This window comes from Streptomyces viridifaciens (assembly GCF_001888885.2).
Lineage (GTDB): Bacteria > Actinomycetota > Actinomycetes > Streptomycetales > Streptomycetaceae > Kitasatospora > Kitasatospora aureofaciens.
The window spans coordinates 3,614,159-3,640,029 of sequence record NZ_CP090841.1; the positions used below are offsets into that span (position 1 = coordinate 3,614,159).

Sequence of the window (25,871 nt, forward strand, 5' to 3'; positions counted from 1 at the left end):
AGGGGCGCGTCCGGACCGGACGCGCCCCTTCGCGTTCCCCGGTCCCGGGATCCCCGCCGGAATCCGTCCCCTGCACCCCCTTGAGCCGACCGATCGTTCGGTTACTCTGTGACGTGTCCCGTCCTCCCCCCTGAGGAGCGCACAGATGTCCGCAGCGGTCACCCACCCCCTCGTCAGCGAGCTGGTCGAGCGCCACCAGGCCACCCTGGACGCCGCACTCTCCGCCGCCGCGAAGCGCGACTACTGGTCCCCGTACCCCGAGTTCCCGAAGGCCTACGGCGAGAGCGGCCCGGCCGACGGCAAGGCCGCCTTCGACGCCCTGCTCGGCAAGCCCTTCGCCCTCGACGGCCACCCCACCGACGGCGACCAGGTCGGCGGCGAGGCTTCCCCGTACGGCATCGAGCTGGGCATCACCTACCCGCACGCCGACCCGGACGCGCTGATCGCCGCGCTGCGCGCCGCCCAGCCCGGATGGGCCGCCGCCTCCCCGCTGGAGCGCGCCGCCGTCTGCCTGGAGATCCTGCACCGGATCAACGCCCGCTCCCACGAGTTCGCCCAGGCCGTGATGCACACCACCGGCCAGGCCTACGGCATGGCCTTCCAGGCCGGCGGGCCGCACGCCCAGGACCGCGGGCTGGAGGCGGTCGCCTACGCGTACGCCGAGCAGACCCGGCTGCCCGAGCGGGCCGGCTGGACCAAGCCCCAGGGCAAGCGCGAGCCGCTGGTGATGACCAAGGAGTTCACCGTCGTCCCGCGCGGCCTCGCGCTGCTGATCGGCTGCAACACCTTCCCCACCTGGAACGGCTACCCCGGCCTGTTCGCCTCGCTGGCCACCGGCAACCCGGTGCTGGTCAAGCCGCACCCGCGGGCCGTGCTGCCGCTCGCGCTGACCGTGTCCATCGCCCGCGAGGTGCTCACCGAGGCCGGCTTCGACGCCAACCTGGTCTGCCTGGCCGCCGAGCACGAGGGCGGCACCGTCGCCGCGACCCTCGCGGTCCGCCCCGAGATCAAGATGATCGACTACACCGGCTCGACCGCCTTCGGCGACTGGCTGGAGGAGCACGCCAAGCAGGCCCAGGTCTACACCGAGAAGGCCGGCGTCAACGCGGTCGTCATCGACTCCACCGACGACTACAAGGGCATGCTGGGCAACCTCGCCTTCGCGCTCTCGCTCTACAGCGGCCAGATGTGCACCACCCCGCAGAACGTGCTGATCCCGCGCGGCGGCATCAGCACCGACCAGGGCGACAAGTCCTACGACCAGGTCGTCACCGACCTCGCCGCCGCCATCGAGGGCCTGCTCTCCGACGACGCCCGCGCCGCCGCCATCCTCGGCGCCGTGGTCAACCCGGGCGTGCTGCAGCGCTCGGCCGCCGCGGCCGGCGGCGAGTACGGCGAACTCGCCCTCGCCCCGCGCGCGGTGGTCTCGCCCGACTTCCCCGGTGCGACCGTCCGCACCCCGGCGCTGATCAAGCTCAACGCCGACAAGCCGGACGACCGCGCGGTGTTCCGGACCGAGTGCTTCGGCCCGGTCTCCTTCGCCGTCGCCGTCGAATCCACCCCCGCCGCCGTGGAGTTGCTGCGCACCACGGTCCGCGAGAAGGGCGCCATGACGGCCTCCGGCTACACCACCTCGCCCGAGGTGGAGGCCCTGCTGGTGGAGGCCGCGCTGGACTCCGGCGTCTCCCTCTCGCTCAACCTCACCGGCGGCGTCTACCCCAACCAGACCGCCGCCTTCTCGGACCTGCACGGCACCGGAGCCAACCCGGCCGCCAACTCGGCCTACTGCGACGGCGCCTTCGTCGCCAACCGGTTCCGCACGGTGGAGATCCGCCGGCACAGCTGAGCGGCCCGGCTGAACCGCCGTACCCGCGCACCCGGTCCCCCGGTGGTCACCGACCACCGGGGGACCGGCGGTTCACAGCTCCGCGGGCGCCAGCGATGATGGAGGCTGGGAGAACGCCGGAAACGGCGTCCAACCGACCTCCGAACAACGGGAGCTGATACATGACCGTGAAGCCGACCACCGAAACCGACGTCATCGTCGTCGGCGCCGGACCGACCGGACTGCTGCTGGCCGGCGACCTCGCCGCCGCCGGGGTCGGCGTCACCGTCCTGGAGAAGCGCTCCACCGAGTCCAACCTCACCCGGGCCTTCGCCGTGCACGCCCGCAGCCTGGAACTGCTGGACGCCCGAGGCCTCGCCGACGAGCTCATCGCCACCGGCCGGCCGCTCGGTAGCCTGCGGATGATGAACCGGCTCGGGATCGACTTCGGCTCGCTGCCCAGCCGCTTCCCGTTCGTCCTGATCACCCCGCAGTACAACGTCGAACGGCTGCTCCTGGAGCGCGCCGAGCGGTCCGGCGCCGTGATCCTGCGCGGCGCCGAGGTCACCGGGCTGCGTCAGGACGCCGAGGGCGTCACCCTGGAGACCCACGACGGGCAGAGCCACCGCGCCCGCTACGCGGTCGGCGCCGACGGCGTCCGCTCCGCCGTCCGCGAGCTGCTCGGCATCCCCTTCCCCGGCGAGTCCGTGGTCGACTCGGTGATGCTCGCCGACGTCCGGCTGGAGCGCGAGCCCGCCGACGCGATCGCCGTCGGCGCCAACAAGGCCGGCTTCTCCTTCGTCGTCCCCTTCGGCGACGGCTGGTACCGGGTCATCGCCTGGGACCGCACCGAGCAGCACACGGACGGCGCCACCCCCACCCCCGAGCAGCTCACCGCGGTCGTCCAGGCCACCCAGGGCGAGGACTTCGGCCTGCACGACGTGCGGTGGAGCTCCACCTTCCACAGCGACGAGCGCCAGGCCCCCAACTACCGCTCGGGCCGGGTCTTCCTGGCCGGCGACGCCGCCCACTGCCACTCCCCGGCCGGCGGCCAGGGCATGAACACCGGCCTCCAGGACGCCGCCAACCTCTCCTGGAAGCTCGCCGCCGCCCTCCGTGGCCGGGCCACCGACGCGCTGCTCGACACCTACCAGGCCGAGCGTCACCCGGTCGCCAGGACGGTGCTGCGCACCTCGGGCGCACTGATCCGGATCGCCCTCGCCGAGTCCGCCCCCACCCGCGCCCTGCGCGGAGCGCTCACCGCGATCGGCGGCCACCTCGACCTGCTCACCGAGCGCGGCGCCCGGATGGTCTCCGGCATCGAGATCTCCTACCCCGCGCCCAAGGGCGCCCACCCGCAGGTCGGCAAGCGCGTTCCGGACCTGCGGCTGACCGCCCTCAGCAAGCCCACCGAGGACGCCCCGGCCGGTCCCGACCGGCTCTACGGGGCGCTGCGCGCCGGGAAGTTCGTCCTGGTCAGCAATGACGAGCTGACGGCCGTCGGCCCCTGGGCCGACCGCCTGGTCACCGCCGCCCCCGCCGACCCGCACGGCAAGCTGGCCGACACCGTCCTGCTGATCCGCCCGGACGGCTACGTCGCCTGGGCCGCCGTCGACCCCGGCCAGGGCGAACTGCGCGAGGCCCTCACCACCTGGCTGGGCGCCCCCTCCGAGGCCTGACCGGCCACCCCGGCGCGGCCGGCCGGTCCGTCCCCGGCCGCGCCGCCCCCGCCGACCCTTCGTTCGGTCGTCGGTTCACCCGCGCGCCTTCACATAGTGCCGGGCGGCCTTGGCCCGGTTGCCGCAGACCGCCATCCGGCACCAGCGCCGGCGGCCGTTCTGCGAGGCGTCGAAGAAATGCAGAATGCACGCCTCGTGTGCGCACTGCTTCACCCGGTGAGCACCCTGACCGAGCAGCGTGAGGAAGTCGTCCGCCGCCAGCCAGGGCGCCAGCCACTCCGGCCGGTCGGCCTCGACCCGGTCCTCGGCGCCGCCCGGCCCGGCCGTCCGCCGGATCCTCCCGTGCGCCAGCACCGCGTCCAGCCCGTCCCGGGCAGGTGCGCCCAACTCGCCCTGCTCGCGGGCGTCCTGAGCAGCCAGTTCGATCGCCTCACGGGCCTGCCGGATCGCCTCCAGCCCCGCTTCGTCGGCCGTGCAGCGCTCGCTCAGCCCGTTGCTGGAGAGCCAGATCCCGTACTGCTCGACGCCGGTGAGCGCGTCGTTGACGGGCGTCCCGGCCCACCGCGTGTTGAGCAGGTCGAGCGCCAGCGGCTCGCCGATCAGCGGGCGGTGGTCCCTCGGGTCCGGCATCACGTCAGTCATCGCTCTCCCTCGGCTCCGTTCGATTCTACGGCCGCGCCCCGCACCGTGAATCGGTATGGACCGACGCCGGAATTCCGGTCATTCACTGTATGGAATCCCCGGCTTTCCACGCCTCCACAGTTGACTGTTTTTTAGCAATGAATTGCCTGACCATGATCCACTGCGCGGATCCGTTCTGACATGTTCTAGCCAGTGTTCCCGAACCCCTCGGAACGCCTTGCCCCTTGCCGGCTCCCCACAGCCGACTGGAGGAGGATCCGTTGCGCCACCGTTCCCTCGCCGTCGCCGCCGCGATAGCCGTCCTGCCGCTCACCGCCGTCTCGCTCGGCGTCTCCAGCGCGCAGGCCGCCACCCCCCACGCCGCCCCGCGCGTCGCCCTGCCGAACACCGTGAACCCCGCGGTCGCCCACTCGGAGAAGAAGGGTGACGTCCCGGCCGAGCAGCAGATCTCGGTGGCCGTCAGCCTGAAGCTGCGCAACGCCGCCGAGCTGGACCGCTTCCTCACCGCGGTCACCACCCCCGGCGCGCCGGAGTTCGGCAAGTACCTGACGCCGCAGCAGTTCAGCGACCGGTTCGCGCCCACCCAGCAGGCCGTCGACCAGGTCAAGGCCTACCTGGCCGCCCAGGGCCTGACCGTCGGCGACGTCAGCGCCAACCGCCAGGTGGTCAACGCCCACGGCACCGCCGCGCAGATCTCGCAGGCCTTCGCCACCCACGAGAGCTCCTACCTCGACCGGCAGTCCAGCCGCGCGTTCTTCGCCAACGACGCCGCCGCCGCGATCCCCGCCGAACTGGCCTCCGTGGTCGAGGGCGTAAGCGGCCTGGACAACCACGCGGTGCGCAAGGGCCGGATCGCCGCGCCGAACGCCGCCACCGCCACCCCGAGCGGCATGACGCCGGCCCAGTACCAGGGGGCCTACAACCTGAACAGGACCGGCGCCGACGGCACCGGCACCACGGTCGCCCTCTGGGAGTTCGACGGCTACAAGGCCTCGGACCTGACCACCTACGACGCGCAGTACGGCCTGACCGGCCCGGCCGTCTCCACGGTCCCGGTGGACGGCGCCGACTACGACTCCTCGCCCGGCCAGGGCGAGGGCGAGGTCGAGCTGGACAGCGAGATCGTCCGCGGCGCGGCCCCCAAGGCCACCCAGCTGCTCTACGAGGCGCCCAACAGCGACCAGGGCGAGATCGACATGGCCAACAAGATCGTGGCCGACAACAAGGTCTCGGTCATCTCGATCTCCTGGGGCACCTGCGAGCCGGACACCACCGCCTCCTCGATGACCGCCGTCGACAACGCCTTCAAGCAGGCCGCCGCCCAGGGCATCTCGGTCTTCTCCGCCTCCGGCGACGACGGCTCGCGCGACTGCACCCGCTCCGCCAGCGGCTCGGGCGTCACCTCGGTCGACTTCCCGGCCTCCAGCCCGCACCAGACCGGTGTCGGCGGCACCAACCTGAAGGTCAGCGGCACCAACACCTACTCCTCGGAGAGCGCCTGGAGCACCGCCGGCGGCGGCGTCTCCACCGTGTTCGCCAAGCCGAGCTGGCAGACCGGCACCGGCATCGGCGGCACCATGCGCACCGTTCCGGACGTCGCCTCCAACGCCGACCCGCAGAGCGGCTTCGCGATCTACAGCGGCGGCGCCTGGGCCGTCTACGGCGGCACCAGCGCGGCCGCCCCGCTGTGGGCCGGCTACGCCGCCCAGTTCAACCAGAAGGCCAAGGCCGCCGGACAGCCCGCCCTCGGCGAGGCGAGCCCGCGGCTGTACGCGGTCGCGAACAGCAGCAGCTACGGCAGCGCCTTCCACGACGTGACCACCGGCGCCAACCAGGACTTCTCCACCAAGGCCGGCTACGACCAGGTCACCGGCTGGGGCAGCCCGGTCGCCGACGCCCTGACCACCGCCCTGCTCGGCGGCACCACCGGGGGCACCACCCCGCCGCCCACCGGCGGCTGCACCGCCGCCCAGCTGATCGGCAACGGCGGCTTCGAGACCGGCACCGCCCCCCCGTGGAACACCTCCTCGGGCGTCGTCGACAACAGCTCCTCGGAGCCGGCCCACTCGGGCAGCTGGAAGGCCTGGCTGGACGGCTACGGCTCCGCCCACACCGACACCCTGTCGCAGACCGTCTCGGTCCCCGCCGGCTGCGCCTCCGCCACCCTCACCTTCGCGCTGCACATCGACACCGCGGAGACCGGCAGCACCGCGTACGACAAGCTGACCCTCAAGGCCGGCAGCACCACGCTGAAGACCTGGTCCAACGCGAACGCGGCCGCCGGCTACGTGCAGCAGACCGTGGACCTGACCTCCTTCGCCGGCCAGACCGTGACCCTCACGTTCACCGGCAGCGAGGACGGCTCCAACCAGACCAGCTTCGTGATCGACGACGTCGCCCTGAACGTCAAGTGATCACCGGCCGGTAGCACCACCCGACCCGACCCCCGCCGGGCCGGCGCCCCCAGGGCCCGTCCCGGCGGTGTCCGTTTCCGCCCGGTTCCCCGCCTCCCCGGGCCGCGTTCCGGGCGTGTTTCCGGACTGTTTCAAGATCGATAACCCTCCGGTCCACCTGCCGTGACCACTGTCATACGCACGACTGATGACGTAGCCTCTCGACCGTGCATAGGGTTCCCCAAAGCTCGGTGAAGCCGCTGGCGGCGCACCCCGGCGTCGGCCCGGTGCAACCGAACTCACCTGGTGGGGAGGGTCACCGCATGGCCGCACAGCAACCTCAGGACGCCGCGCGGCTGCGGCTGGTCGGATCGCGTACGGAGCGACCCGATCCACCCGTGCCCGCGCCGTCCCCCAACCCGGCCCCCGCGCCGTCCGCCGGTCGCCCCGCGCCGGCCGGCGGCTTCGCGGACGCCCTGCACCTGGCCATCGAGGCCAGTGGCCTCAGCCTGGACCGGATCCGCGCGGCGCTCGCCCAACGGGGCGTCAGGGTCAGCGTCACGACACTGAGTTACTGGCGCCGCGGCCGCAGCCAGCCCGAGCGGGCCAGCTCCCTGCGCGCCGTCCACCTGCTGGAGGAACTGCTCGGCCTGCCGCACAGCGCGCTCTCCTCGCTGCTCGGCCCGCCGCGCCCGCGCGGCCGCTGGGCCGCCGCCGCCAACACCCTCCACCTCGGACTGGAGGACGTCTGGCCGGGTGAGCAGGAGATCGCCGCGATCTTCGCCGAGCTGGACGCCCCGCCGGCCGGCGAACTGGAGCGGCTCAGCATCCACGACTCGTACTACGTGGACGCCGAGCGGCGCGGCAACCTGCTGCGGATGCGCCAGGTGGTGCGCGCCACGGTCGGCGGCGTCGGCCGCTGCATGGTCGTGCACAAGGCCGACGAGGAGGCCACCGGCTGCCCCGAGATCACCTCGGTCCGGCACGGCCGGCTGGGCAGGGTCCGCCGCCGCGCGGACACCGGGCTGACCGTCGCCGAGCTGATGCTGGACCGCCCCCTCGGGCTCGGCGACAGCACGGTCTTCGAGTACGAGGTGGAGATCCCGCCGGGCGGCCCGACCATGGAGTACAGCCGCCGCTTCGCCACTCCGGTGCGCGAGTACGTGCTCCAGGTGCACTTCGACCCGGCGGCCGTCCCGGCGCACTGCGAGCGCTACGACCGCGAACCGGGAGCCGACGTCGACCACCGCCGCGAACAGCTGTGGATCGGCGCCTCGGCGAGCGCCCACGTCCTGGCCCCGGACCAGCAGCCGGGCCACATCGGCATCCGCTGGGAGTGGGCCTGACGTTCACCGCCTCGAGCCCCGCCGGACCATCAGGTCCGGCGGGGCTCCCGCATTTCCAGACCTAACCACTTCAAGCCGCTACATCGGTTGACGCTCCATCACCTAACCCTTAATCTCATTAACACCGGTTAGGCAGGAGCCTCGCCGGAAGCCCCAGCCCCGGGAGTGACCAGGCATGTCCAGCACCACCCTGCTCCGCACCCTTCAGACCGGCCACGTGGGCCTGAACGTCACCGACCTGAACCGCTCGATCGACTTCTACCGCACCGTCCTCGGCCTCCAGCTCACCCACGAGGGCACCGACCCCGAACGCCGCTACGCCATGCTCGGCCGGGACGGCCGCCTGGTGATCACGCTCTGGCAGCAGAGCACCGGCGCCTTCTCCACCGGAACCCCGGGCCTGCACCACCTCTCCTTCGAGGTGGAGAGCCTCGGCGAGGTCCGCGCCACCGAGAACCTCCTGCGCGAGCTGGGCGCCGAGTTCGCCTACGACGGCGTGGTCCCGCACGGCGAGGGCTCCGCCTCCGGCGGCATCTTCTTCAGCGACCCGGACGGCATCCGACTGGAGATCTACACCCGCGCCGGCGTGGACGAGACCCCCGCCGAGGCCCCCACCACCGGCGCCCCGACCTGCGGTTTCTTCTAAGCGGAGCACACCATGACGACCACCGACACGCCCTACCACTCCGGTGAGCGGACCGCCCAGGCCCGCGCCGGCGTGACCGACCGGGCCGACCACGCCGGCCGGTCGATCCGCAGCACCGTCCCGGCGGTGGCCGCCCGCTTCCTGACCGAGCGCCGCATGCTGGTGGTCGGCGCCGCCGACCCGGACGGCCGGATCTGGGCCACCCAGCTGTCCGGCCCGGCCGGCTTCCTCCAGGCCGCGGACGAACGCACCATGACGGTCGCCGCCCGACCGGCCGGGGCCGACCCGCTGGCCGAGGCCCTGGCCCGCCCGGCGCAGATCGGCACCATCGCCCTGGACCCGGCCGGCCGCCGCCGGATGCGGCTCAACGGCCGCTCGGCCCCGGACGGCCGGGGCGGGCTGACGGTCCACGCCGAGGAGGTGGTGTCCAACTGCCCGAAGTACATCCAGCGCCGCACCCCGCTGGACCGCCCGGGCGCCGGCTCGCCCCGCACGGTCTCCGAGGGCCCGGCCCTGTCCACCGCGCAGCGGCTCGCGGTGAACACCTCGGACACCTTCTTCATCGCGACCGCCGGCCCGGACGGCAGGGTGGACGCCTCCCACCGCGGCGGCTTCCCCGGCTTCCTGCAGGCCGTCGCGCCCGACACCGTGCGCTGGCCCGAGTACCGCGGCAACGCGATGTTCATGACCCTCGGGAACCTCGAACTGGACCCACGGGCCGGCCTGCTGCTGCCCGACTGGGAGACCGGCGGCGCCCTGCTGATCACCGGAGAGGCCCGCACCGACTGGTCCGAGGAGGCCCGGCAGGCCGCCCCGGGCGCCGAGCGGATGGTCGAACTGACCGTCACCGGCGTCCGCGAACTCGCCGACGCCACCCCGCTCACCTGGACCGACCCCGAGTACTCTCCCGCCAATCCGCACTGATCGCCCGCGCCCCTACCCGCGGCTCACCGCTTCCCCGACATCCAGTGGAAGAGCCCCATCGCCACACTCGTCGCCAGATTGAAGCTGGACACCCCCGGCTGCATCGGCACCGCGACCAACTGGTCGGCCCGCGCCCTCAGCTCCGCCGACACCCCGTGCCGCTCCGTCCCGAAGGCGAGCAGCGCGTCGTCCGGGAACGGCAGGTCCCGGATGTCCGCCCCCTCCGGATCCAGCACGTACAGCGGCCCGGCCGGCAGCTCCGACAGCGCCACCCGCTCCACGGCCGTGGCGAAGTGCAGCCCCGCGCTGCCCCGCAGCACCGTCGGATGCCACGGATCCAGCTCCCCCGTGGTCACCACCCCGGTGGCCCCGAACCCGGCCGCCAACCGGATCACCGCCCCCACGTTCCCCAGGTTCCGCGGATTCTCCAGGACCACCACCGGCGCCCGCCGAGGCCGCCGCCCCAGCACCTCCCGGTTCGCCTCCACCGACGGCCGCTCCGCCAACGCGATCACCCCCGTCGGGTGCAGCCGAGGCGCCAACCCCCGCAACCGCTCCTCCGACACCTCCACCGCCAGCCCGTCCAACACCCCCACGACATCCGGCGCCAACTCCCCCGCCAACGCCAACAGCGCTCCCCGATCGCCCGTCAGAACCCGCCGAACCGCACCCCCGAATCGCAGCGCATGCTTCAGCGGATGGAACCCGTCCAGCAGCACCACCCCCGGCTGCTGCTCGACAACCCGCCACGCCCGCACCACCTCGTCATCCATCCCCCCACTCTCCCACCCGCCCCGGAGCACCCCATCCCACCCTCGTGGGTGCGCGGGCCAAGCCCCGCGCACCCCCACCCCCGTCCCCGACAACAACCCCCTACCGCTCGGAACTCCCCCGAAGCGCCCGCTCCAGATCCCGAAGCGCCACCCCCACCAACCGGGTCCCCGCCCGCACCACGTCCCCCTGCACCCCCACCGGCAGTCCCGCCTCCAACCGCTCCTGAGCGGCCCGCACCGCCCCGAACTCCACCGGCTGCCCCGTAAGCAACGCCCCCGCCGCCAGCGCCGTGGCCAGCTGGAGCTCCTCCGCGTACTCCGCCGCCCCCGGCACGGGCTCCGCGTCCGCGCCCGGCAGGTGCGCCTCCAGCAGCAGGGCCGCCCGTCCGAGGTGCCCGACCGCCGCCCGGGCCCGGTCGATCTGGCGCCGGGTGACCCCGGCCAGCCCGGACTCGTGCCGCCCCGGCTCGGCGTCGGCCCGTTCCATCGCCTGGATGAGTTCGGAGCGCGCCTCCCGCGAGTCCAGCAGCGCCGACCGGACGACCCGCCCCCGTGGCGTCGCCGGCTGCTCGTAACAGGCGACGACCGCCGCCGCGTACCGTCCAGCCGCCGCCAGCCACTCGGCGAGCCGCTCCCCGAGCCGGGCGGTCTGCCAGGTGGGGAACAGCGCGTACGTGAGCAGCGCCAGCGATCCGCCGAGCAGCGTCATCCCCACCCGTTCGAAGGCCGTCTCCAGCGGGTTCCCCTCCTGCAGCCCGAGCAGGAACACCACGTACGCCGAGATCCCGACGGTCGTCAGCGCGTATCCGGTCCGGAACGCGAGGTAGGCCCCGCCGATGCACAGCACCGCCAGCACGGCCAGCACCCACTCGCCGGGGTGGGCCAGCTGCACGACCAGGGTGGAGACGGCGACCCCGACGACCGTCCCGACGAGCCGGGCGACGCCCCGGCTGTAGGTCTGGGCGAAGTCAGGCCGCATCACCATCGCGGCGGTCATCGGCGCCCAGTACCCGTGGTGGAACCCGAACGGCCGGGCCAGCAGATAGGCGACGGTGACCACCCCGGCGAGCCGGACGGCGTGCTGGAAGATCGCCGAACGCGGGTGCAGTTGCCGCCGTACGGTCCGCAGCGCGACCGGCAGTATCCGGGCGATCGACGGCCTGTGCAGCGCCCCGCCTGTCCCGACCACGGGCGTGGTGATGGTGTCGGCGTCGCCCCGGTCCAGTGCGTCCGCCGCCTTGCGCAGCAGCCCGCCGAGCCGCCGGGCCGAGCGCCGGGCGGCTCCCTGCAGCCGCGGGCCCTCGTCGGGCCGGCCCAGGGTGAGTGCGGGTGCCGAGCGGGGGAGCCGGACGGGGTCGGCGGTGCGGATCGCCCGGGCGAGGGCGTCCATGACCTCGGCGGCGGCCGCCAGCACCTCGCGGGCCCGGTCGCGTTCCGGCCCCTCCTCGGGAGCGCCCACCTTGGGGTCGGCGAGCGCGGCGAGGGTGGGGCGGATGCGTTCGGCGATGCCGCGCAGGCCGCGCAGTTCGGGCGGCCGGTGGCGGTCCTGCCAGGGGGTGACGGCGGAGGCGTGCCGGGCGGTCATGAACGGTTCCGGGTCCACGTGCGCGGTCGGGTCCTGCCGCAACCGGCGTGCGTAGTCGGCGAGTTCGGCGTAGGTGTCGGCGAGGGCGTCCCGTTGGGCGGTCCAACTCCCAATGGGCCAGAGGGTGATGACGGCGGCCTGGACGACGCCGCCGAACGCGGCGACCAGCCCGTGGCTGAGCGCGGTGGCCACGCTGACCGGCAGCTGCACGACGATCAGCATCACCGAGACGGTGTTGGTGGCGACGACCCCGGCGGTCGGTCCGGTCGCCCAGGCGAGTCCGGCGCCGAAGGCCCACACCGCGAGCAGCACCGGGAACAGCCCGTACACCCCGACCGCCAGGTAGCCGAGGAAGGAGCTGATGCCGAGCCCGACCCCGGCCGCGACGGCGAGGCTGGCGCGGGGCCGGAAGCTGCGCTGGAAGGTGGCCGCACCGGCGATGAACGCCCCCATCGCGGCGGAGGTGGCCAGCCGGACCCCGCTGACCGCCAGGATCGGGAACAGCACCGCTGCCACGGCGACCGCCCCGCGCAGCGCCCGCTTGGGGTCGGTGAGCGCCCGGTCCAGGGTGAGTCCGGTCCGCGCGGTGTCGCGAAGGGCGGCGAACCAGGACATACCGACATCCTAGGGTGCTCCCACCAGCCGCCGCCGGAGCTGGCCGAGCCGCTGCGCCGCCCAGAGCAGTGCGCCGGTCGGCAGGAACACCGCGTCGGCCGCGACCATCGCGAGCGAGAACACCGGCAGCCCGAGCACCACCGCAATCCCCAGGTGCTCGGCCATCATCACCGCCAGCAGCACGTTCTTGACCCGCCGGTTCATCAGCGTGAACGGGAAGGCGACCTGCAGCGCCACCGTGGCGTACGAGATCAGGAAGACCGGGAGGAGCGCCGAGCCGACCAGTCCGGACAGCGCCGGCCAGGGGGTGAAGTAGTCCAGGTGCAGCGGGTAGTACAGCGCCGTGCCGTCCTGCCAGCGCGAGCCCTGCACCTTGTACCAGCCGGCCGTGGCGTAGACCAGCACCACCTCGGTGGCGATCACCAGCATCGCGCAGTTGTGCACCATGTTCGCCAGCGCGTCGAGCACCGCCCGCGGCTCGCCCGCCGGCCGAAGCCGTCCGAGCAGCCACCAGAACCCGGCCACCGCCCAGAGTCCCCAGAACAGCGGCGCCCAGCCGATGTGCGGGAAGGTCGGGGCCGTCCAGGTCAGGCTGTCGCCGGAGAAGTCACCGGCCTGACAGATCGCCAGCGCCGCGCCCAGCAGCGCCCAGAGCACCACCCCGCTCCGCCCCGGGCCGACCCTGCGGGCGTCCAGCGACCACACCTCGGCGCAGCGGGTGAAGACCAGGTAGACCGCCATCAGGTGGACGACGTTGTCCCCGCCGTCGCCGAGCAGGACGTCGCGGTTCTGCAGCGACAGCACGGTGACCAGGAACAGCACCGTGCTCGCCCTGGTCCGCCAGCCCAGCAGCACGGCCAGGGCGGCCAGCACGGCCAGGTGGTAGACCAGCTCGAACCAGAGCCGTCCGCCGAACCAGGGCAGCACGGTGAACGCCCCGTCGTCGGCCAGCAGCCGCTGGGCCAGCTCCATCGACCAGGGCGAGCGGTCGCCGTACAGCACCCGCCGGTTGGGCCACTCGCGCAGCAGGTAGGCGAGCCAGACCAGGCCGAAGCCGATCCGCACCACCGCGGCCTGGTGCCGTCCGAGCGCCCGCCCGGTGAACGCCCCCATCGCCCGTCCGAGGGCCGCCACCGGCCCGCGCGGCGCCACCGGAACGGGCGGCACGACCGGCGGCCCGGGCAGCTGCCGCGGGAACCCCGGGACCTCAACCGGCTCCACCGGCCCGACCGGCTCCACCGGCTCCACCGCCGACGCCTCGTTCACCCCAGCCCCCGGTAGTCCTCGTCCCCGACCGGCCACCACGGCAGCTCCCGCACCTTGGGTGCGGACGGCCCGGTCTCACCGCTCCAGGACGGCGGGGGCACGGTGGCCGTGGTCACCCGGAACTCGATCTCCAGGACGCGCTCGCCCCCCACCTCCCGGCCGATCCGCTGCAGCGCGATCCGCTTGAGGTACTGCTCGGCGAGCCTGCCGCGCGAACTGGTGGGCTTCTCGTCCTGCGGGTCGTGCGAGCCGTCGTAGAAGTCCCAGGCCCGGCGCAGCAGGTTCTGGTCGACGTGGCTGGGCGCCGGGTTGCCCCGGATCGCGGCGATGTCCCGGGCGGTCAGCCCGATCCAGTCCCGGGTACGGGTGGCGCCGCCGTCCGCGACGGTGCGCACCCGGGCGTCCAGGCTGACGTTCTGCTGCAGCGGGTTGGGCGCGAACAGCTTCCAGTTCTGCTCGAACTCCGGGTACACCACGCCGTCGACCTCGTCCCGGTACTGCCGGGAGAGCACGTTGTCGGGCGCGACGTGCAGGAACACCGCGGCGAGGAACAGCCCGGTGCCGCTCACCAGCACCGCGGCGGCCAGGCCGAGGACGAGCTGTGCGGGCCCGGACCACACGCGTCCGGGGGCGGCACGGTCCGTGGTACCCGTCATGGCCTCCCCGCCCGATCGGCGCGCCGCCGGCCCGCACCGGCGCGTCGCGCGCCCATCCTGCCCTACCCGTCACCGGGCGGGCGCCGCGAGGGGTCGCGGGACGGAGGCGTTACAGGACGAAGGCGGGCTGACCGCTGCTGCTGACCATCGGACGGCCCGCGCCCTCCCAGGCGTACATCCCGCCGTCCACGTTCACCGCGTCCCGGCCCTGCTGCACCAGGTACTGGACGACCTGGGCGGAGCGGCCGCCGACCCGGCAGAGCACGTACAGCTTCTCGTCCGGCAGCTCGCCGATCCGGGCGATCACCTCGCCGATCGGGATGTGCAGCGCGCCGTCCACGTGGCCGGCGTCCCACTCGTCCTGCTCGCGCACGTCCAGCAGGGCGGCGTCGGCCGGTACGGAGGCGGCGTCGGTGGTGGGGATCTGCGCGAACATCGTGGGGCTCTCCTGGGGTCGGTTCGGGTCGGTGCCATTGTGGCCCACCGGGCGGTCAGGGCCGCCGAGCAGCCGCTCCAGCTCGGCCTGCTGGGCGGCGGCCTTGGCGAGCAGCTCCTCGGCGAGCTGCTCCAGCAGCCGGTCCGGGTCCTGCGGGGCGAGGGCGAGCAGCTGCCCCATCGGGGTCTGCTCCAGCCGGACCTGCTCGGTGGCGGTCTCGGTGATCTTGGCGGTCAGCCAGTCCAGCCGGCGGCGCAGCCAGCCCAGCCGGTCGGGGGAGTCGACGGCGGGCGCGGCCTCCGGCGCGGTGGACCACTCGGCGGCCAGGCTCTCCAGCACGGCGGTGTCCCCGTACGCGTAGGCCTCGTTGACCCGCACCAGGAAGTCCGCCCGGCGCTGCTTCTCGGCCCCGTCGGTGGTCAGGTCCGGGTGGGCGCGCCGGACCAGCTCGCGGTAGATCCGCTGGGCCTCCTTGCCGGGACGCACCCGAGCCGGCGCGGCGGGCGGCGGCGCGGCCTCGTCCACGCCCTCGCCGGACTTCTCCCGCACCGAGTCGAACAGCGCGTCCAGGTCGGGCAGCTCCTCGACCCGCTGCCGCGCCTCGGCGGCCCGGCGCAGGTCCCCGGGGTCCCCGGTCCGGGCCGCGACGGCCTCGGCGACCAGCGCGTCCAGCTCGTCCAGCCGGGCGTAGAGCGGGCCGAGCAGCTGGTGGTGGATCAGCGCGAAGTTGTCGATCTCGACCCGCAGCGTCTGCACGTCCACGTCCATGCTGAGCCAGGCGAGCTCGGCCGCGGCGACCCGCTCCTCCAGCTCCTGCTGCTCCGGGTCCGTCCAGCGGACGGGGCTCTGCGCGCTCACGGTCTCGCCTCTGTCTCGTCCGGCCGACTGGGTCCTGCGGAGCCGCCGCGCGGGCGGCCCGGCCTGCCACCCTACCGCCGCGTTCCAAGGCCCCGTCCGGGTGAAGCGGGGGTACGAACCGGCGCGCGGCGCGTGACACGCAACCGATCCTGATGAATCTCCCCGTTTCGGTGTCGAGTCCGGCCCGGTCCGTGCTTCGCTGGTATCCGCACAGCGTGCCTTCCTCCGGAGAGACGGCCGCCTCCAGGCGCGCGGCCAGGCGGGAGCAGACCGAATCCATGGTGGCCGAGTCCAACTCCACACCGCTTCCGGCGAGCGCCGAGACCGCGCCGGGCGACCATCCGACCGGAGTGGCCGCCCTGGTCCGGCTCGCCCTCCTGCTGGTCGACCGGACCGGTCGGATCGCCCAGTGGAGCCGGGCCGCCGAGGAGCTGTTCGGGCACCGCGCCGAGTCCGCCACCGACCGCCCCGCCTCGGGCCTGCTGCCCGCCGTCCAGTCACGGGTGCTCGACCGCTGCGCCGTGCGCCGCCGCTGTGACGCCCTCGACACCCTGGCCGAGCTGACCGCCGCCGGCCGGCCCTGGGCCGGCCGGCTGACCGTGACCGACCGCGAGGAGCACCAGCGCGACGTGCTCTGGTGGGCCTACCAGCTGCCCGGCCCCTCCGGCGGACTGCTCGCCCTCGCCGCCGACGCCCGCCCGCTGCGCACCGGCGGTCCGCGGCTCGCGCTCGGCGAGCGGCTGCTGCCGTTCGCCGCCGCACCCGCCGCCCGGGGCGGCTTCCACGCGCTCACCGCCGCGCTCACCCCGCCCGCCGCCGAGCTGCCCGAGCCGCTGGCCCGGCTGCTGCCCGCCGCCCACCGGGCCGCGCTGCGGGAGGCGGCGGCGCTCGGCGGGCTGCCCGCGCTGCGGCTGGACGCGGCCACCGTGCTGCCGGTGCTGCCCTCCGATCCGCAGACCGGCACCGCCCACGCGGCTGCCGGCCTGGGCCGCCGCTACCCGACGCCCCAGCAGCGCGCCGCCCGGCTCGGTCCGCCCCCGCAGCCCGACCAGTCCGCGCCGGGCCGCCGCCCACCCGGTCCGCTACCCTCCCAGCGCGAACCCGCCCCGCGCGAACCCGCCCAACGTGAACAACGCGAACAACGCGAACAACGCGAACAGCACGATCAACGCGAGGCCGCACAGGCCACCCCCGCCGTCCGCCCCGCCGCCGTCCTGGGCGGACCGGTCGGCACCCCGCCCGTCCCGTTCCCCCACGGAGGAGGAGCCACCATCGAGCAGCAGGCCGCCGCCGTCGAGTCGTCCGCCCCCGGCGTCCCGCCGCGCCGCGCCGACCAGGCCCCGCCCGGCACCGTCCCCGCTCCCGCCCCCGCCGAGGGGCAGCCGAGCGGCCGGCTGAGCCCGTTCCTCACCAACGGGCAGGCCGGCGAGCAGCTGGCCCTGCTGAACGAGGTCGGCGGCAAGGTCGGCACCACCCTGGACCTCGGCTTCACCGCCCGCGAGCTGTGCCAGGTGCTGGTCCCCCGGGTCGCGGACTTCGCCTGCGTGGACCTCGTGGACGGACTGATCTCGGACTCCGAACTGCCGGTCGCCCGTCCCGACGACGACACGATGCTGCGCCGGGTCGCCCTGGTCTTCAACCAGACCGGCGGTGCCTGGGACCACGTGCTCGCGGAGGGCTCGCTGGTCTGCATGCCACGCCGGACTCCGCCCGGGATGGCCCTGCAGCTCAACCAGCCGGTGCTGGTCCCGGTGGTCAGCGCGGACGTCGCGGTCGACTACGCGATCGCCCTCGGCGGCGCCCGGCTGGCCCCGGTGGTCTCCGGCCGCTCGATGCTGGTGGTCCCGCTGTCCGCCCGGGGAACCGTGCTGGGCATCCTCAAGCTGCTCCGGCTGCCGGACCGCGCCCCCTTCGACGAGAGCGACGCCGCCACCCTCAAGGAGCTGGCGGTACGGGCCGCGCTGTCGCTGGACAACGCCCGGCTGCACCGCGCCGAGGCGCGGGTCGCCACCACCCTGCAGCGCTCGATGATCCCGACCCGCCCGCCGCAGATCCCCGGCGTGCAGATCGCCCACCGCTACCTGCCGGGCGATCCGAAGGCCGAGGTCGGCGGCGACTGGTTCGACGCGATCCAGCTGCCCGGCAGCCGGGTCGCCCTGGTGGTCGGCGACGTGATGGGCCACGGCATCCACTCGGCCGCCGCGATGGGCCGCTTCCGCACGGCGATGCAGACCCTCGCCGCCCTCGACCTGCCGCCCGGCCAGCTGCTGCGGCACCTGGACAACCTGGCCCAGAAGCTCGGCGACGACCACCTGGCGACCTGCCTCTACGCGGTCTACGACCCGATCAACCGGACCTGCGAGCTGGCCAGCGCAGGGCACGTCCCGCCCGTCCTGGTGCACCCGGACGGCACCGGCGAGCTGCTGGAGATCCCGGCCGGCGCGCCGATCGGCGTCGGCGGGGTGCCGTTCGTCGCCAAGACCATCGACGTCTCGGACGGCTCGATGCTGGTGCTGTGCACCGACGGGCTGGTCGAGGTCCGGGGCGGGGACATAGGAGCCGGCCTGGCGGCGCTGTGCGGCAACCTGATCGACCCGCAGCAGAGCCCCGAGCAGGCCTGCGACGAGGTGCTGCGCCGGCTGCACTCGGACGACCGCAAGGATGACGTCGCCCTGCTGGTGGCCCGCTTCGACGGGGTCGCCCCGTCCGAGGTGGCCACCTGGGACCTCACCGTGGACCACCGCGAGGTCCGCCGGGCCCGTTCGCTGGTCCGCGAGCAGCTGGCCGCCTGGCACCTGGAGGCGCTCAGCGACACCACCGAGCTGCTGGTCAGCGAGCTGGTCACGAACGCCGTCCGGGTCGCCCGGGACCGGGTGCAGCTCCAGCTGATCCGGGTGGACAAGCTGCTGGTCGAGGTCAGCGACGACAACCACAACCTGCCCTCGCTGGAGCCGGCCGAGCAGCTCGGCGAGACCGGCCGCGGCCTCACCCTGGTCACCAAGCTCGCCGAACACTGGGGCACCGCCCGCAAGGCGGTGGGCAAGGTCGTCTGGTTCGAGCTGCCCCTCCCGCACGCATGACAGCCGCGTACGGGCAACGCCCCGTACGCGGCCGACACGCCAGATGGAGCGTCCCTCAGGGGATGACGGCCCCCGCCGGACGGCGCCGGGCCTCCTTCGCGACCTCCAGGGAGGCGACCGTGGCCACCGAGGTGGCGGCGCCGACCCCGGCCAGCACCCGCGGCCAGAAGTCCCCGAACACCTCGACCGAGACGGCGATCAGCAGCGCGGTGATCACCGCGACCACGTGCTCCAGGCCGGCCAGGTTCGGCAGCACGACGGCCTCGCCGACCATCAGCACCACCACCAGGGTGGCGGTGAACCAGGCCCGGGTGCGGAACGCGATGCAGATCGCCAGCGCGACCACCGCGGCCGACGGCCCGGTGTCCCGCACGTAGGCGACCCACTTCGGGAAGCCGAACAGGTGGCCCGGCCCGATCGCCACCCCGACCCGGGCGAACAGCGTGCCCGCCAGGGTGCACGCGTAGGCGACCACCAGGGTCATCCGCCGGCCGAGCACGACCTCGGCGATCGCGAAGACCACGAACACCTGGGCCAGCGCCCCCCAGACCGGCAGGTCCAGCGCCGGCACGTACAGCGACAGCGGGGTCCGCAGCAGCGAGAGGTCGAGCGGCAACGAGGCCCGCACCACCCCGATGTGGTTGACGAAGCGCTCGCCGCCCGGCAGGTGCTGGACGATGCTGAACAGCAGGATCAGAAACGTCGCCATCGTGGCCAGCGGGAATGCGGCGAACCTCTTCCGCGCCACCGCGCCCCGGACCGTCAGGTACAACGTTCCCCACTCGGCGACAGCGGCCTTTCCGGCTGATGCCAGCGGCCCCTTTCGCACGCCCCCCGCGTGGGTCCTGTGAATCACAACTGTTTCTCCCGAATCCCCGAACTTGTCAGCTACTCCAACATTAGAAGCCCGTTAACAAATCCACATCGGCATGGATGGGGATTGAGGTCATCCTCAGGAGGGAGACGAATCCCCCCTCCGGACCCCCCTTACGACCGATGGCCCCAGGTCCCCCACGACCCTGGCCCTAGGTACACCCCCCGGCCGTCGGCCCCCCTCCGCCCCCCGACGGAGGGCTACCCCTTCCCGTCCCGCGCCGGCACCGGTACCCGGGGCGCCACCACGGCGGCGCCCGCGTGCCGACGACGGAACAGGGCGGGCAGGCTCGGCGCGACGATGAAACCCTCGGCGCGCGCGCTGGCGATGCCGATCCGCGGAATCTCGCTGCTCTTCTCGAACAGCAGGTAGCGCGGTTCCCAGATGGGCCGGTACTTGGCGTTCGCGCGGTACAGCGACTCGATCTGCCACCAGCGCGAGAAGAACCCGAGGACGGAACGCCACAGCCGCAGCACCGGTCCGGCGCCGAGCCGCGAGCCGCGCTCGAAGACCGAACGGAACATCGCGAAGTTCAGCGAGACCCGCTTCAGCCCCACCTCGTGGGCGCGCTGCAGCAGCTCGATCACCATGAACTCCATCAGGCCGTTCTCGGTGTCCCGCGCCCGGCGCATCAGGTCCAGCGAGAGCCCGTCCGGGCCCCACGGGACGAAGCTCAGCAGCGCCTTGAGCTCGCCCTCGCCGTCGCTGCACTCCAGCATCACGCAGCGGCCGTCGCCCGGGTCGCCGAGCCGGCCCAGCGCCATCGAGAAGCCGCGCTCGGTCGCCCCGTCGCGCCACTCGTCGGCCTTGGCCACCAGCTCGGCCATCTCCGCCTCGGAGATGTCCTCGTGGCGGCGGATCCGCACCGTGTACCCGGCCCGCTTGACCCGGTTGTACGCCTGTCGGACCACCCGCATCGCGCGGCCGTCCAGCGAGAACTCGTCCAGCTCGACGATCGCCTCGTCGCCCAGTTCCAGCGCGTCCAGGCCGTGCCGGGCGTAGATCACCCCGGCCTCCTCGGAGGCGCCCATCACGGCCGGCGCCCAGGCGTGCTCGCGGGCCTCGGACAGCCAGGCCTCGATCGCGCCCGGCCAGGCCTCCGGGTCCCCGATCGGGTCGCCCGAGGCCAGCGAGACCCCGCCGATCACCCGGTAGGTCACCGCCGACTTGCCGCTGGGGGAGAAGATCACCGCCTTGTCCCGGCGCAGCGCGAAGTACCCCAGCGAGTCCCGCTCGCCCTGCTTGTCCAGCAGGCCGCGCAGCTTCGCCTCGTCCTCGGGGGTGAGCAGCTCCTTGCCGCGCGGGCTGCGGAAGGCCACGTACAGCACCAGCAGGAACAGCACCGCGCCCATCGCGTTGATCGCGGCGTTGACCCAGGTCGGGGCGGCGATCACCGAGCGCAGGTGCTCGGTCGGGGTGACGGTGATCATCCGGCCGACCGAGTAGCGGAAGAGGTCCCACCAGCCGGCGCCGTTCAGCTCGTTGGTCAGCCAGACCAGCAGTGCACCGACCGCGCCGCCGAAGAACAGCCCGCCGACGAAGGTGGCCGCCGCGGTCTTCGGGTTGGAGCGGTCGCCCTTGGAGGTGAACTCCTTGCGCCCGATCAGCAGCGCCAGCACGAACAGGCAGGTCAGGACGGTGGAGACGTAGTTGAGCGGGTGCCTGTTGAAGTGCTCGCCGGGCACCACCATGACCGCCAGGTACAGCAGGGCGAAGACGCTGCCGAGAGCCGTGTTGAAGATCCAGGCGGCCCGCTTGCGCCGCCTCATCGCGACCGCGAGGAAGACCGACAGCACCGCGGCCGCCAGGCCGGAGGTCATCAGGTACGGGGTGAAGTACTCACCCTCGTTGTGCTCGGAGACCTGGTTGCGCCACGGCACCAGCAGCACCGTGGTCACGTTCAGCAGCGCCAGCAGCCTGAGGTACCAGACGGAGGCGACGGCGGCCCTCGGGCGCCAGCGGTCGAGCACGCCGACGGGCCGGGGCCCGGCGGACGTGGCGGACGGCTCCGACTTCACAGTGGACGACACAGCTCAATTCCAAACGATCAGATGGTGGGGCGCATCCGCAACGGCCCGGCGCCGGGCGCCCGCACGGGCCCGACGGACTGACCGACCGCCCATGCCCACCGACCGCCCGCATCGAGCGGCAGGTCGGAAAGGGCAGCCAACTCCATGGTTCCGCACCATTCCTGAGAATTACGTGAACCGGGTAGCGGATTCCCACCCCCGCCGAACGGCGGGGGTCCATATCCCCCATGCGTTCGGCGACCCGCCCCGGCTACCCCTACTCTCAGAGCGACCCCCGCGGACCGTCCGAACCCGGCCGCCCGAACCGAGGAGGCACCATCACCACCACCCGCGTGCTGATCGTCGACGACGAGATCCTGGTCCGCTCGGGCCTCGGCCTGATCGTCGGCTCCGCCCCCGACCTGGAGGTGGTCGGCGACTGCTCCGGCGGGCAGGCCGAGGAGCACGTCCAGCGCCTGCGCCCGCACGTGGTGCTGCTCGACATCCGGATGCCCGACCTCGACGGCATCTCGGTGCTGCGCCGCCTGCGCGCCCTGCCCGACCCGCCCGCCGTGGCGATGCTCACCACCTTCGACACCGACGAGTACATCGGCACCGCGCTGCGGGCCGGGGCGGCCGGCTTCCTGCTCAAGGACACCGCCCCCGAGCAGCTGGTGCACGCGGTCCGGGTGCTCGCCGCGGGCGGCAACATCCTCTCCCCGACCGTCACCAGCACCGTGATCGGCGGCTACGTGGACGGCGGCGGCCCGGACGCCGAGGCCACCGCGCTGGCCCGCACCCTGACCGTCCGGGAGCTCGACGTGCTCGCCCTGCTCGGCGAGGGCCTGTCCAACGCCGAGATCGCCGACCGGCTCTTCCTCGGCACCGGCACGGTCAAGGACCACATCAGCGCGATCCTCGGCAAGCTCGGCGCCGCCAACCGGGTGCAGGCCGCCGTGCTCGCCCACCGGGCCGGCCTGGTGCGACCCAAGCCCGGCGACGGGGCATGACGCCCGCCGACCAGCTGCCGTCCCGACGGCTGCCGGCCTGGTGCACCGCGCCCTGGCTGATGCTGCTGCTGCCCGTCCTGTACTCCCTGATGGACGCCGCGCTGGTGGCCCGGGACGCCACCTGGTGGCAGATGGCGCTCTCCACGCTGGCCGCGGTGGCGCTGTTCTGGCGCCGCCGCTTCCCGGTGACCGTGTTGCTGCTCACCATGCCCGGCACCTGGGTCGAGGCGATCTGGCTGGCCCCCATCACCGCCGTCTACACGGTGGCCACCGAGCGCCCCGGCGCGAGGGTGCTGTTCCCCTGCGCCACCCTGTTCACCCTGGTCTCCTTCTTCCACTGGCCGCTGCCGACCCCGGTCATCGACCTCAGTCGGAACACCGCCCTGGACGCCATCCAGGCCGTGATGCTGGCCGCCGGCCCGGCCGCCACCGGCCTGCTCTCCCGCACCCGGCGGGAGCTGGCCGCCCGGCTGGACGAGCTGACCCGGGGCCAGGAGCGGGAGAGCAGGCTGCTCGCCGAGCGGGTGCTGATCAGCGAGCGCGGCCGGCTGGCCCGGGAGATGCACGACGTGGTCTCGCACCAGGTCAGCCTGATCAGCATCCAGGCCGGGGCGCTCCAGGTGAGCACCGCCGACCCGGCCGCCGCCGGCGTCGCCCGCACCATCCGCGAGCTGTCCGTACGGACCCTGGACGAGCTGCGCCAGATGGTCGGGGTGCTGCGCGGCACCACCAACGGCCCGTTCCCGGCCGCCCCGCTCGCCCCCCAGCCCCGGCTGACCGACCTGCCCCGGCTGATCGAGCAGAGCGGCCTGGCCGCCGACACCGAGCTGAACCCCGGCGACCGCCCCTGGCCCGAGGCGGTCGAGCGGGCCGCCTACCGCACCGTCCAGGAGGCGCTGACCAACATCACCAAGTACGCGCCGGAGGCGGTGGTGCACGTGAGGGTCCGGGCTAAGGGACGCCGACTGCGGGTCGAGGTCCGCAACGAGGCGCCTCCGGTCCACCCGGCCGAGATCCTGCCGGGCGGCGGCCACGGACTGGTCGGCCTGCGCGAGCGGGCCCAGCTGCTGGGCGGCACCCTCACGGCCGGCCCCACCCAGGACGGCGGCTTCGAGGTCCGCGCCGAACTCCCCGCGAGCCGCTCCTGACCACCCGCGCCCGAGCCTCCGGGCCGGGCGCCCGAGCCGTCGCCCGTACGGAACGGACCGGCGCAGGGAACGAGAAAGCCCCGCAGATCCGAAGATCTGCGGGGCTTCGCTGTGCGCGAGGGGGGAGTTGAACCCCCACGCCCTTTCGGGCACTGGAACCTGAATCCAGCGCGTCTGCCTATTCCGCCACCCGCGCATGGGTGTTGTCTTCTTTGCCGTCCGGTCCTCGGAACCGCCGGTACCATGTGGCCCTTCGCGTTTCCTCGGTCCGGCTCCCTTCCGGGCGGCCCTTCCGACGTGGAAAACAGTAGCACGACCTGGGGGGCGGCTCCGAATCCGTTCCCCGGGGAGACCAACCGCATCCCGAACGGGTGCACGACGAACGGGTGAGCGAACGGCACGGACGGCTCCGATGGACACACCTGGCGTGCCGGACCCTGGATGCGTCACCCTGTGTGTCCGAGCCCACCCCCCGGCACCACGCGGTCCGGGAACCGTACGGAAGGGCCCGGCGTGGATACGATCAGTACGGAAGTACCGCAAGTAGGCACGACCGGATCCCCGGAGGAACACTCCACCGGGGGGCCGGGACGGCAGGCAGGCGAACGAGCCCTGGAAGGGGGTGCCCCATGGGGATGCTGAAGAAGTTCGAGCAGCGGCTGGAGGGTCTCGTCAACGGCACCTTCGCCAAGGTGTTCAAGTCCGAGGTCCAACCCGTGGAGATCGCCGGCGCTCTGCAGCGCGAGTGCGACAACAACGCGAGCATCTGGAACCGCGACCGCACCGTCGTGCCGAACGACTTCATCGTCGAGCTCAGCCCGCACGACCACGAGCGGCTCAGCCCCTACTCGGGACAGCTCGGCGCCGAGCTCGCCGGGATGGTCCGCGAGTACGCCGAGGCCCAGCGCTACAGCTTCATGGGCCCGCTCCAGGTGAACCTGGAGAAGGCCGACGACCTGGACACCGGCCTGTACCGGGTGCGCAGCCGCACCCTGGCCTCCGAGGAGCCCCCGCAGTACTCCCCGCCGCAGGCCCCGCAGCAGCAGTCCGGCTACGACCGCCAGCCGGCCGCCCCGGCCCCCGGCGCACCGTGGCAGCAGGGCGGCGCCGGGCAGTACAACGCGCCCCCGCCCCCGGCGATGCCCCCCGGGCCGCCGGCCGGCGGCAACGTCCGCAACTTCCCGGGCGCCGGCCACGGCGCCTCGGTCCGCCGCTGGATCGAGGTGAACGGCGCCCGCCACCAGATCACCGGCGCGGCCTGCGTCCTCGGCCGCTCGACCGAGGCGGACGTGCGGATCGACGACCCCGGGGTGTCCCGCAAGCACGCCGAGATCCGCCCCGGTACGCCATCGATGGTCCTCGACCTGGGCTCGACCAACGGCATCGTGGTGGACGGACAGCACACCCAGCGCGCTACGCTCCGCGACGGCTCCCGAATCGTCGTGGGCTCCACCACCATCGTCTACCGGCAGGTCGAAGGGTAGTGTCCGAGTTGTTCGCGCGCCTCGCTCACCGACTGGCGGGACGGTCATGTCAGAACTGACCCTCACGGTCATGCGGCTGGGCTTCCTGGCCGTGCTGTGGCTGTTCGTCATCGTCGCGATCCAGGTGATCCGCAGCGACCTGTTCGGTACCAAGGTGAACCCCCGCACCTCCCGCCGCGGCGCCGCAACCGCGTCCGGCGGCGGCGCGGCCACCACCGCGGCAGCCGGACGTCCCGCGGCACCCGCCGCCCCCGCCGGCAGCGGGGGCCAGACCCAGGGCGGCGGCCGCCGTCGCGGCGCCCCGACCCAGCTCGTCGTGGTGCAGGGCTCGCTGGCCGGGACCACGGTCGCGCTGCAGGGCCAGACCATCACCCTGGGCCGCGCGCACGACTCCACCATCGTGCTGGACGACGACTACGCGTCCTCCCGGCATGCCAGGATCTATCCGGATCAGACTGGGCAGTGGACGGTCGAGGATCTAGGCTCCACCAACGGCACCTATCTGGACCGGCAGCGCCTGACCGCGCCCACCCCGCTCCAGCCGGGCATGCCGATCCGTATCGGCAGGACCGTCATCGAACTGCGGAAGTAGTAGCGCATGAGGGACAGCATCCCGTCCATG

At 73.5% G+C, this 25,871-nt stretch carries 19 protein-coding genes and 1 tRNA gene; 11 read left to right on the top strand and 9 right to left on the bottom strand.

Annotated elements, in window-relative coordinates; genetic code table 11:
• Positions 1–145 precede the first annotated feature (145 nt).
• Together paaN and BOQ63_RS23180 are read left to right on the top strand one after the other, a co-directional pair.
• Entirely contained in the window at positions 146–1,846 is a 1,701-nt protein-coding gene (gene paaN / locus BOQ63_RS23175; protein WP_072654899.1) for a phenylacetic acid degradation protein PaaN, read from the top strand.
• 161 nt (positions 1,847–2,007) lie between these two features.
• Entirely contained in the window at positions 2,008–3,504 is a 1,497-nt protein-coding gene (locus BOQ63_RS23180; protein ID WP_072654900.1) for an FAD-dependent monooxygenase, read from the top strand.
• Positions 3,505–3,579: 75 nt separating this feature from the next.
• Here the strand turns inward: BOQ63_RS23180 and BOQ63_RS23185 are convergent, their stop codons facing one another.
• A complete protein-coding gene (locus tag BOQ63_RS23185) occupies positions 3,580–4,146 on the bottom strand; it encodes a CGNR zinc finger domain-containing protein (RefSeq protein WP_223886023.1) in 567 nt (188 codons plus the stop codon).
• A 260-nt stretch (positions 4,147–4,406) separates the two neighbouring features.
• Here BOQ63_RS23185 and BOQ63_RS23190 point away from each other — a divergent pair, with 260 nt between their 5' ends.
• The 4 genes from BOQ63_RS23190 (at position 4,407) to BOQ63_RS23205 (ending at position 9,455) form a co-directional block, all read left to right on the top strand.
• Positions 4,407–6,560 (top strand): protease pro-enzyme activation domain-containing protein, encoded by a 2,154-nt coding sequence (locus BOQ63_RS23190; protein ID WP_072654901.1) that lies wholly within the window; start codon positions 4,407–4,409, stop codon positions 6,558–6,560.
• A gap of 302 nt (positions 6,561–6,862) precedes the next feature.
• On the top strand, positions 6,863–7,885 hold the full coding sequence (locus BOQ63_RS23195) for a hypothetical protein (protein ID WP_141763789.1): 1,023 nt from the start codon (positions 6,863–6,865) through the stop codon (positions 7,883–7,885).
• 175 nt (positions 7,886–8,060) lie between these two features.
• Positions 8,061–8,531 carry a VOC family protein gene (locus BOQ63_RS23200; protein WP_030278215.1) on the top strand — a complete coding sequence of 157 codons (471 nt, stop codon included), beginning with the start codon at positions 8,061–8,063 and terminating at the stop codon, positions 8,529–8,531.
• 12 nt (positions 8,532–8,543) lie between these two features.
• Positions 8,544–9,455 carry a pyridoxamine 5'-phosphate oxidase family protein gene (locus BOQ63_RS23205; RefSeq protein WP_072654904.1) on the top strand — a complete coding sequence of 304 codons (912 nt, stop codon included), beginning with the start codon at positions 8,544–8,546 and terminating at the stop codon, positions 9,453–9,455.
• A gap of 23 nt (positions 9,456–9,478) precedes the next feature.
• Here BOQ63_RS23205 and BOQ63_RS23210 read toward each other — a convergent pair whose 3' ends face one another.
• The 5 genes from BOQ63_RS23210 to BOQ63_RS23230 form a co-directional block, all read right to left on the bottom strand.
• Positions 9,479–10,228, bottom strand: coding sequence for a TrmH family RNA methyltransferase (locus tag BOQ63_RS23210; RefSeq protein ID WP_072656333.1), 750 nt, complete (start codon positions 10,226–10,228; stop codon positions 9,479–9,481).
• A gap of 100 nt (positions 10,229–10,328) precedes the next feature.
• Positions 10,329–12,428, bottom strand: coding sequence for an FUSC family protein (locus BOQ63_RS23215; RefSeq protein ID WP_030278218.1), 2,100 nt, complete (start codon positions 12,426–12,428; stop codon positions 10,329–10,331).
• A 9-nt stretch (positions 12,429–12,437) separates the two neighbouring features.
• Positions 12,438–13,694, bottom strand: a complete 1,257-nt coding sequence (locus BOQ63_RS23220; RefSeq protein ID WP_072654905.1) for an HTTM domain-containing protein — start codon at positions 13,692–13,694, stop codon at positions 12,438–12,440.
• The gene (locus BOQ63_RS23225; RefSeq protein ID WP_046386911.1) at positions 13,691–14,350 is read right to left on the bottom strand and encodes a DUF5819 family protein; all 660 of its coding nucleotides are present in this window, start codon (positions 14,348–14,350) and stop codon (positions 13,691–13,693) included. Before BOQ63_RS23225 ends, BOQ63_RS23220 begins: the two co-directional genes overlap by 4 nt.
• 109 nt (positions 14,351–14,459) lie before the next feature.
• On the bottom strand, positions 14,460–15,644 hold the full coding sequence (locus tag BOQ63_RS23230) for a rhodanese-like domain-containing protein (RefSeq protein ID WP_063737911.1): 1,185 nt from the start codon (positions 15,642–15,644) through the stop codon (positions 14,460–14,462).
• A gap of 215 nt (positions 15,645–15,859) precedes the next feature.
• On the opposite strand from BOQ63_RS23230, the gene BOQ63_RS23235 reads away from it, so the two are divergent.
• Positions 15,860–18,724 carry a SpoIIE family protein phosphatase gene (locus BOQ63_RS23235; RefSeq protein WP_223886024.1) on the top strand — a complete coding sequence of 955 codons (2,865 nt, stop codon included), beginning with the start codon at positions 15,860–15,862 and terminating at the stop codon, positions 18,722–18,724.
• A gap of 55 nt (positions 18,725–18,779) precedes the next feature.
• Here the strand turns inward: BOQ63_RS23235 and BOQ63_RS23240 are convergent, their stop codons facing one another.
• Positions 18,780–19,433, bottom strand: coding sequence for a hypothetical protein (locus BOQ63_RS23240; protein ID WP_157846547.1), 654 nt, complete (start codon positions 19,431–19,433; stop codon positions 18,780–18,782).
• 365 nt (positions 19,434–19,798) lie between these two features.
• Entirely contained in the window at positions 19,799–21,628 is a 1,830-nt protein-coding gene (locus BOQ63_RS23245) for a phosphatidylglycerol lysyltransferase domain-containing protein (RefSeq protein ID WP_078656174.1), read from the bottom strand.
• Positions 21,629–21,945: 317 nt separating this feature from the next.
• Here BOQ63_RS23245 and BOQ63_RS23250 point away from each other — a divergent pair, with 317 nt between their 5' ends.
• Together BOQ63_RS23250 and BOQ63_RS23255 are read left to right on the top strand one after the other, a co-directional pair.
• Positions 21,946–22,617 carry a response regulator gene (locus BOQ63_RS23250; protein WP_030278225.1) on the top strand — a complete coding sequence of 224 codons (672 nt, stop codon included), beginning with the start codon at positions 21,946–21,948 and terminating at the stop codon, positions 22,615–22,617.
• Complete coding sequence (locus tag BOQ63_RS23255) at positions 22,614–23,765, top strand: sensor histidine kinase (RefSeq protein WP_030278226.1); 1,152 nt, start codon at positions 22,614–22,616, stop codon at positions 23,763–23,765. The genes BOQ63_RS23250 and BOQ63_RS23255 overlap by 4 nt, the downstream gene beginning before the upstream one ends.
• Before the next feature lie 112 nt (positions 23,766–23,877).
• Here the strand turns inward: BOQ63_RS23255 and BOQ63_RS23260 are convergent.
• Positions 23,878–23,961 (bottom strand) — tRNA-Leu (locus BOQ63_RS23260).
• Between the two features lie 433 nt (positions 23,962–24,394).
• On the opposite strand from BOQ63_RS23260, the gene BOQ63_RS23265 reads away from it, so the two are divergent.
• Positions 24,395–25,249, top strand: a complete 855-nt coding sequence (locus BOQ63_RS23265) for an FHA domain-containing protein (RefSeq protein WP_030278227.1) — start codon at positions 24,395–24,397, stop codon at positions 25,247–25,249.
• A 46-nt stretch (positions 25,250–25,295) separates the two neighbouring features.
• Complete coding sequence (locus tag BOQ63_RS23270; RefSeq protein WP_030278228.1) at positions 25,296–25,841, top strand: FHA domain-containing protein FhaB/FipA; 546 nt, start codon at positions 25,296–25,298, stop codon at positions 25,839–25,841.
• Positions 25,842–25,871 lie beyond the last annotated feature (30 nt).

What these genes read in the sequence shown, in the direction of transcription:
- BOQ63_RS23270 (WP_030278228.1), top strand. Translation starts at nt 25,296, where the DNA reads ATGTCAGAACTGACCCTCACGGTCATGCGGCTGGGCTTCCTGGCCGTG.
- BOQ63_RS23265 (WP_030278227.1), top strand. Translation starts at nt 24,395, where the DNA reads ATGGGGATGCTGAAGAAGTTCGAGCAGCGGCTGGAGGGTCTCGTCAAC.
- BOQ63_RS23205 (WP_072654904.1), top strand. Translation starts at nt 8,544, where the DNA reads ATGACGACCACCGACACGCCCTACCACTCCGGTGAGCGGACCGCCCAG.
- paaN (WP_072654899.1), top strand. Translation starts at nt 146, where the DNA reads ATGTCCGCAGCGGTCACCCACCCCCTCGTCAGCGAGCTGGTCGAGCGC.
- BOQ63_RS23200 (WP_030278215.1), top strand. Translation starts at nt 8,061, where the DNA reads ATGTCCAGCACCACCCTGCTCCGCACCCTTCAGACCGGCCACGTGGGC.
- BOQ63_RS23255 (WP_030278226.1), top strand. Translation starts at nt 22,614, where the DNA reads ATGACGCCCGCCGACCAGCTGCCGTCCCGACGGCTGCCGGCCTGGTGC.
- BOQ63_RS23180 (WP_072654900.1), top strand. Translation starts at nt 2,008, where the DNA reads ATGACCGTGAAGCCGACCACCGAAACCGACGTCATCGTCGTCGGCGCC.
- BOQ63_RS23195 (WP_141763789.1), top strand. Translation starts at nt 6,863, where the DNA reads ATGGCCGCACAGCAACCTCAGGACGCCGCGCGGCTGCGGCTGGTCGGA.
- BOQ63_RS23225 (WP_046386911.1), bottom strand. Translation starts at nt 14,350, where the DNA reads ATGACGGGTACCACGGACCGTGCCGCCCCCGGACGCGTGTGGTCCGGG.
- BOQ63_RS23210 (WP_072656333.1), bottom strand. Translation starts at nt 10,228, where the DNA reads ATGGATGACGAGGTGGTGCGGGCGTGGCGGGTTGTCGAGCAGCAGCCG.
- BOQ63_RS23240 (WP_157846547.1), bottom strand. Translation starts at nt 19,433, where the DNA reads ATGGCGACGTTTCTGATCCTGCTGTTCAGCATCGTCCAGCACCTGCCG.
- BOQ63_RS23185 (WP_223886023.1), bottom strand. Translation starts at nt 4,146, where the DNA reads ATGACTGACGTGATGCCGGACCCGAGGGACCACCGCCCGCTGATCGGC.
- BOQ63_RS23215 (WP_030278218.1), bottom strand. Translation starts at nt 12,428, where the DNA reads ATGTCCTGGTTCGCCGCCCTTCGCGACACCGCGCGGACCGGACTCACC.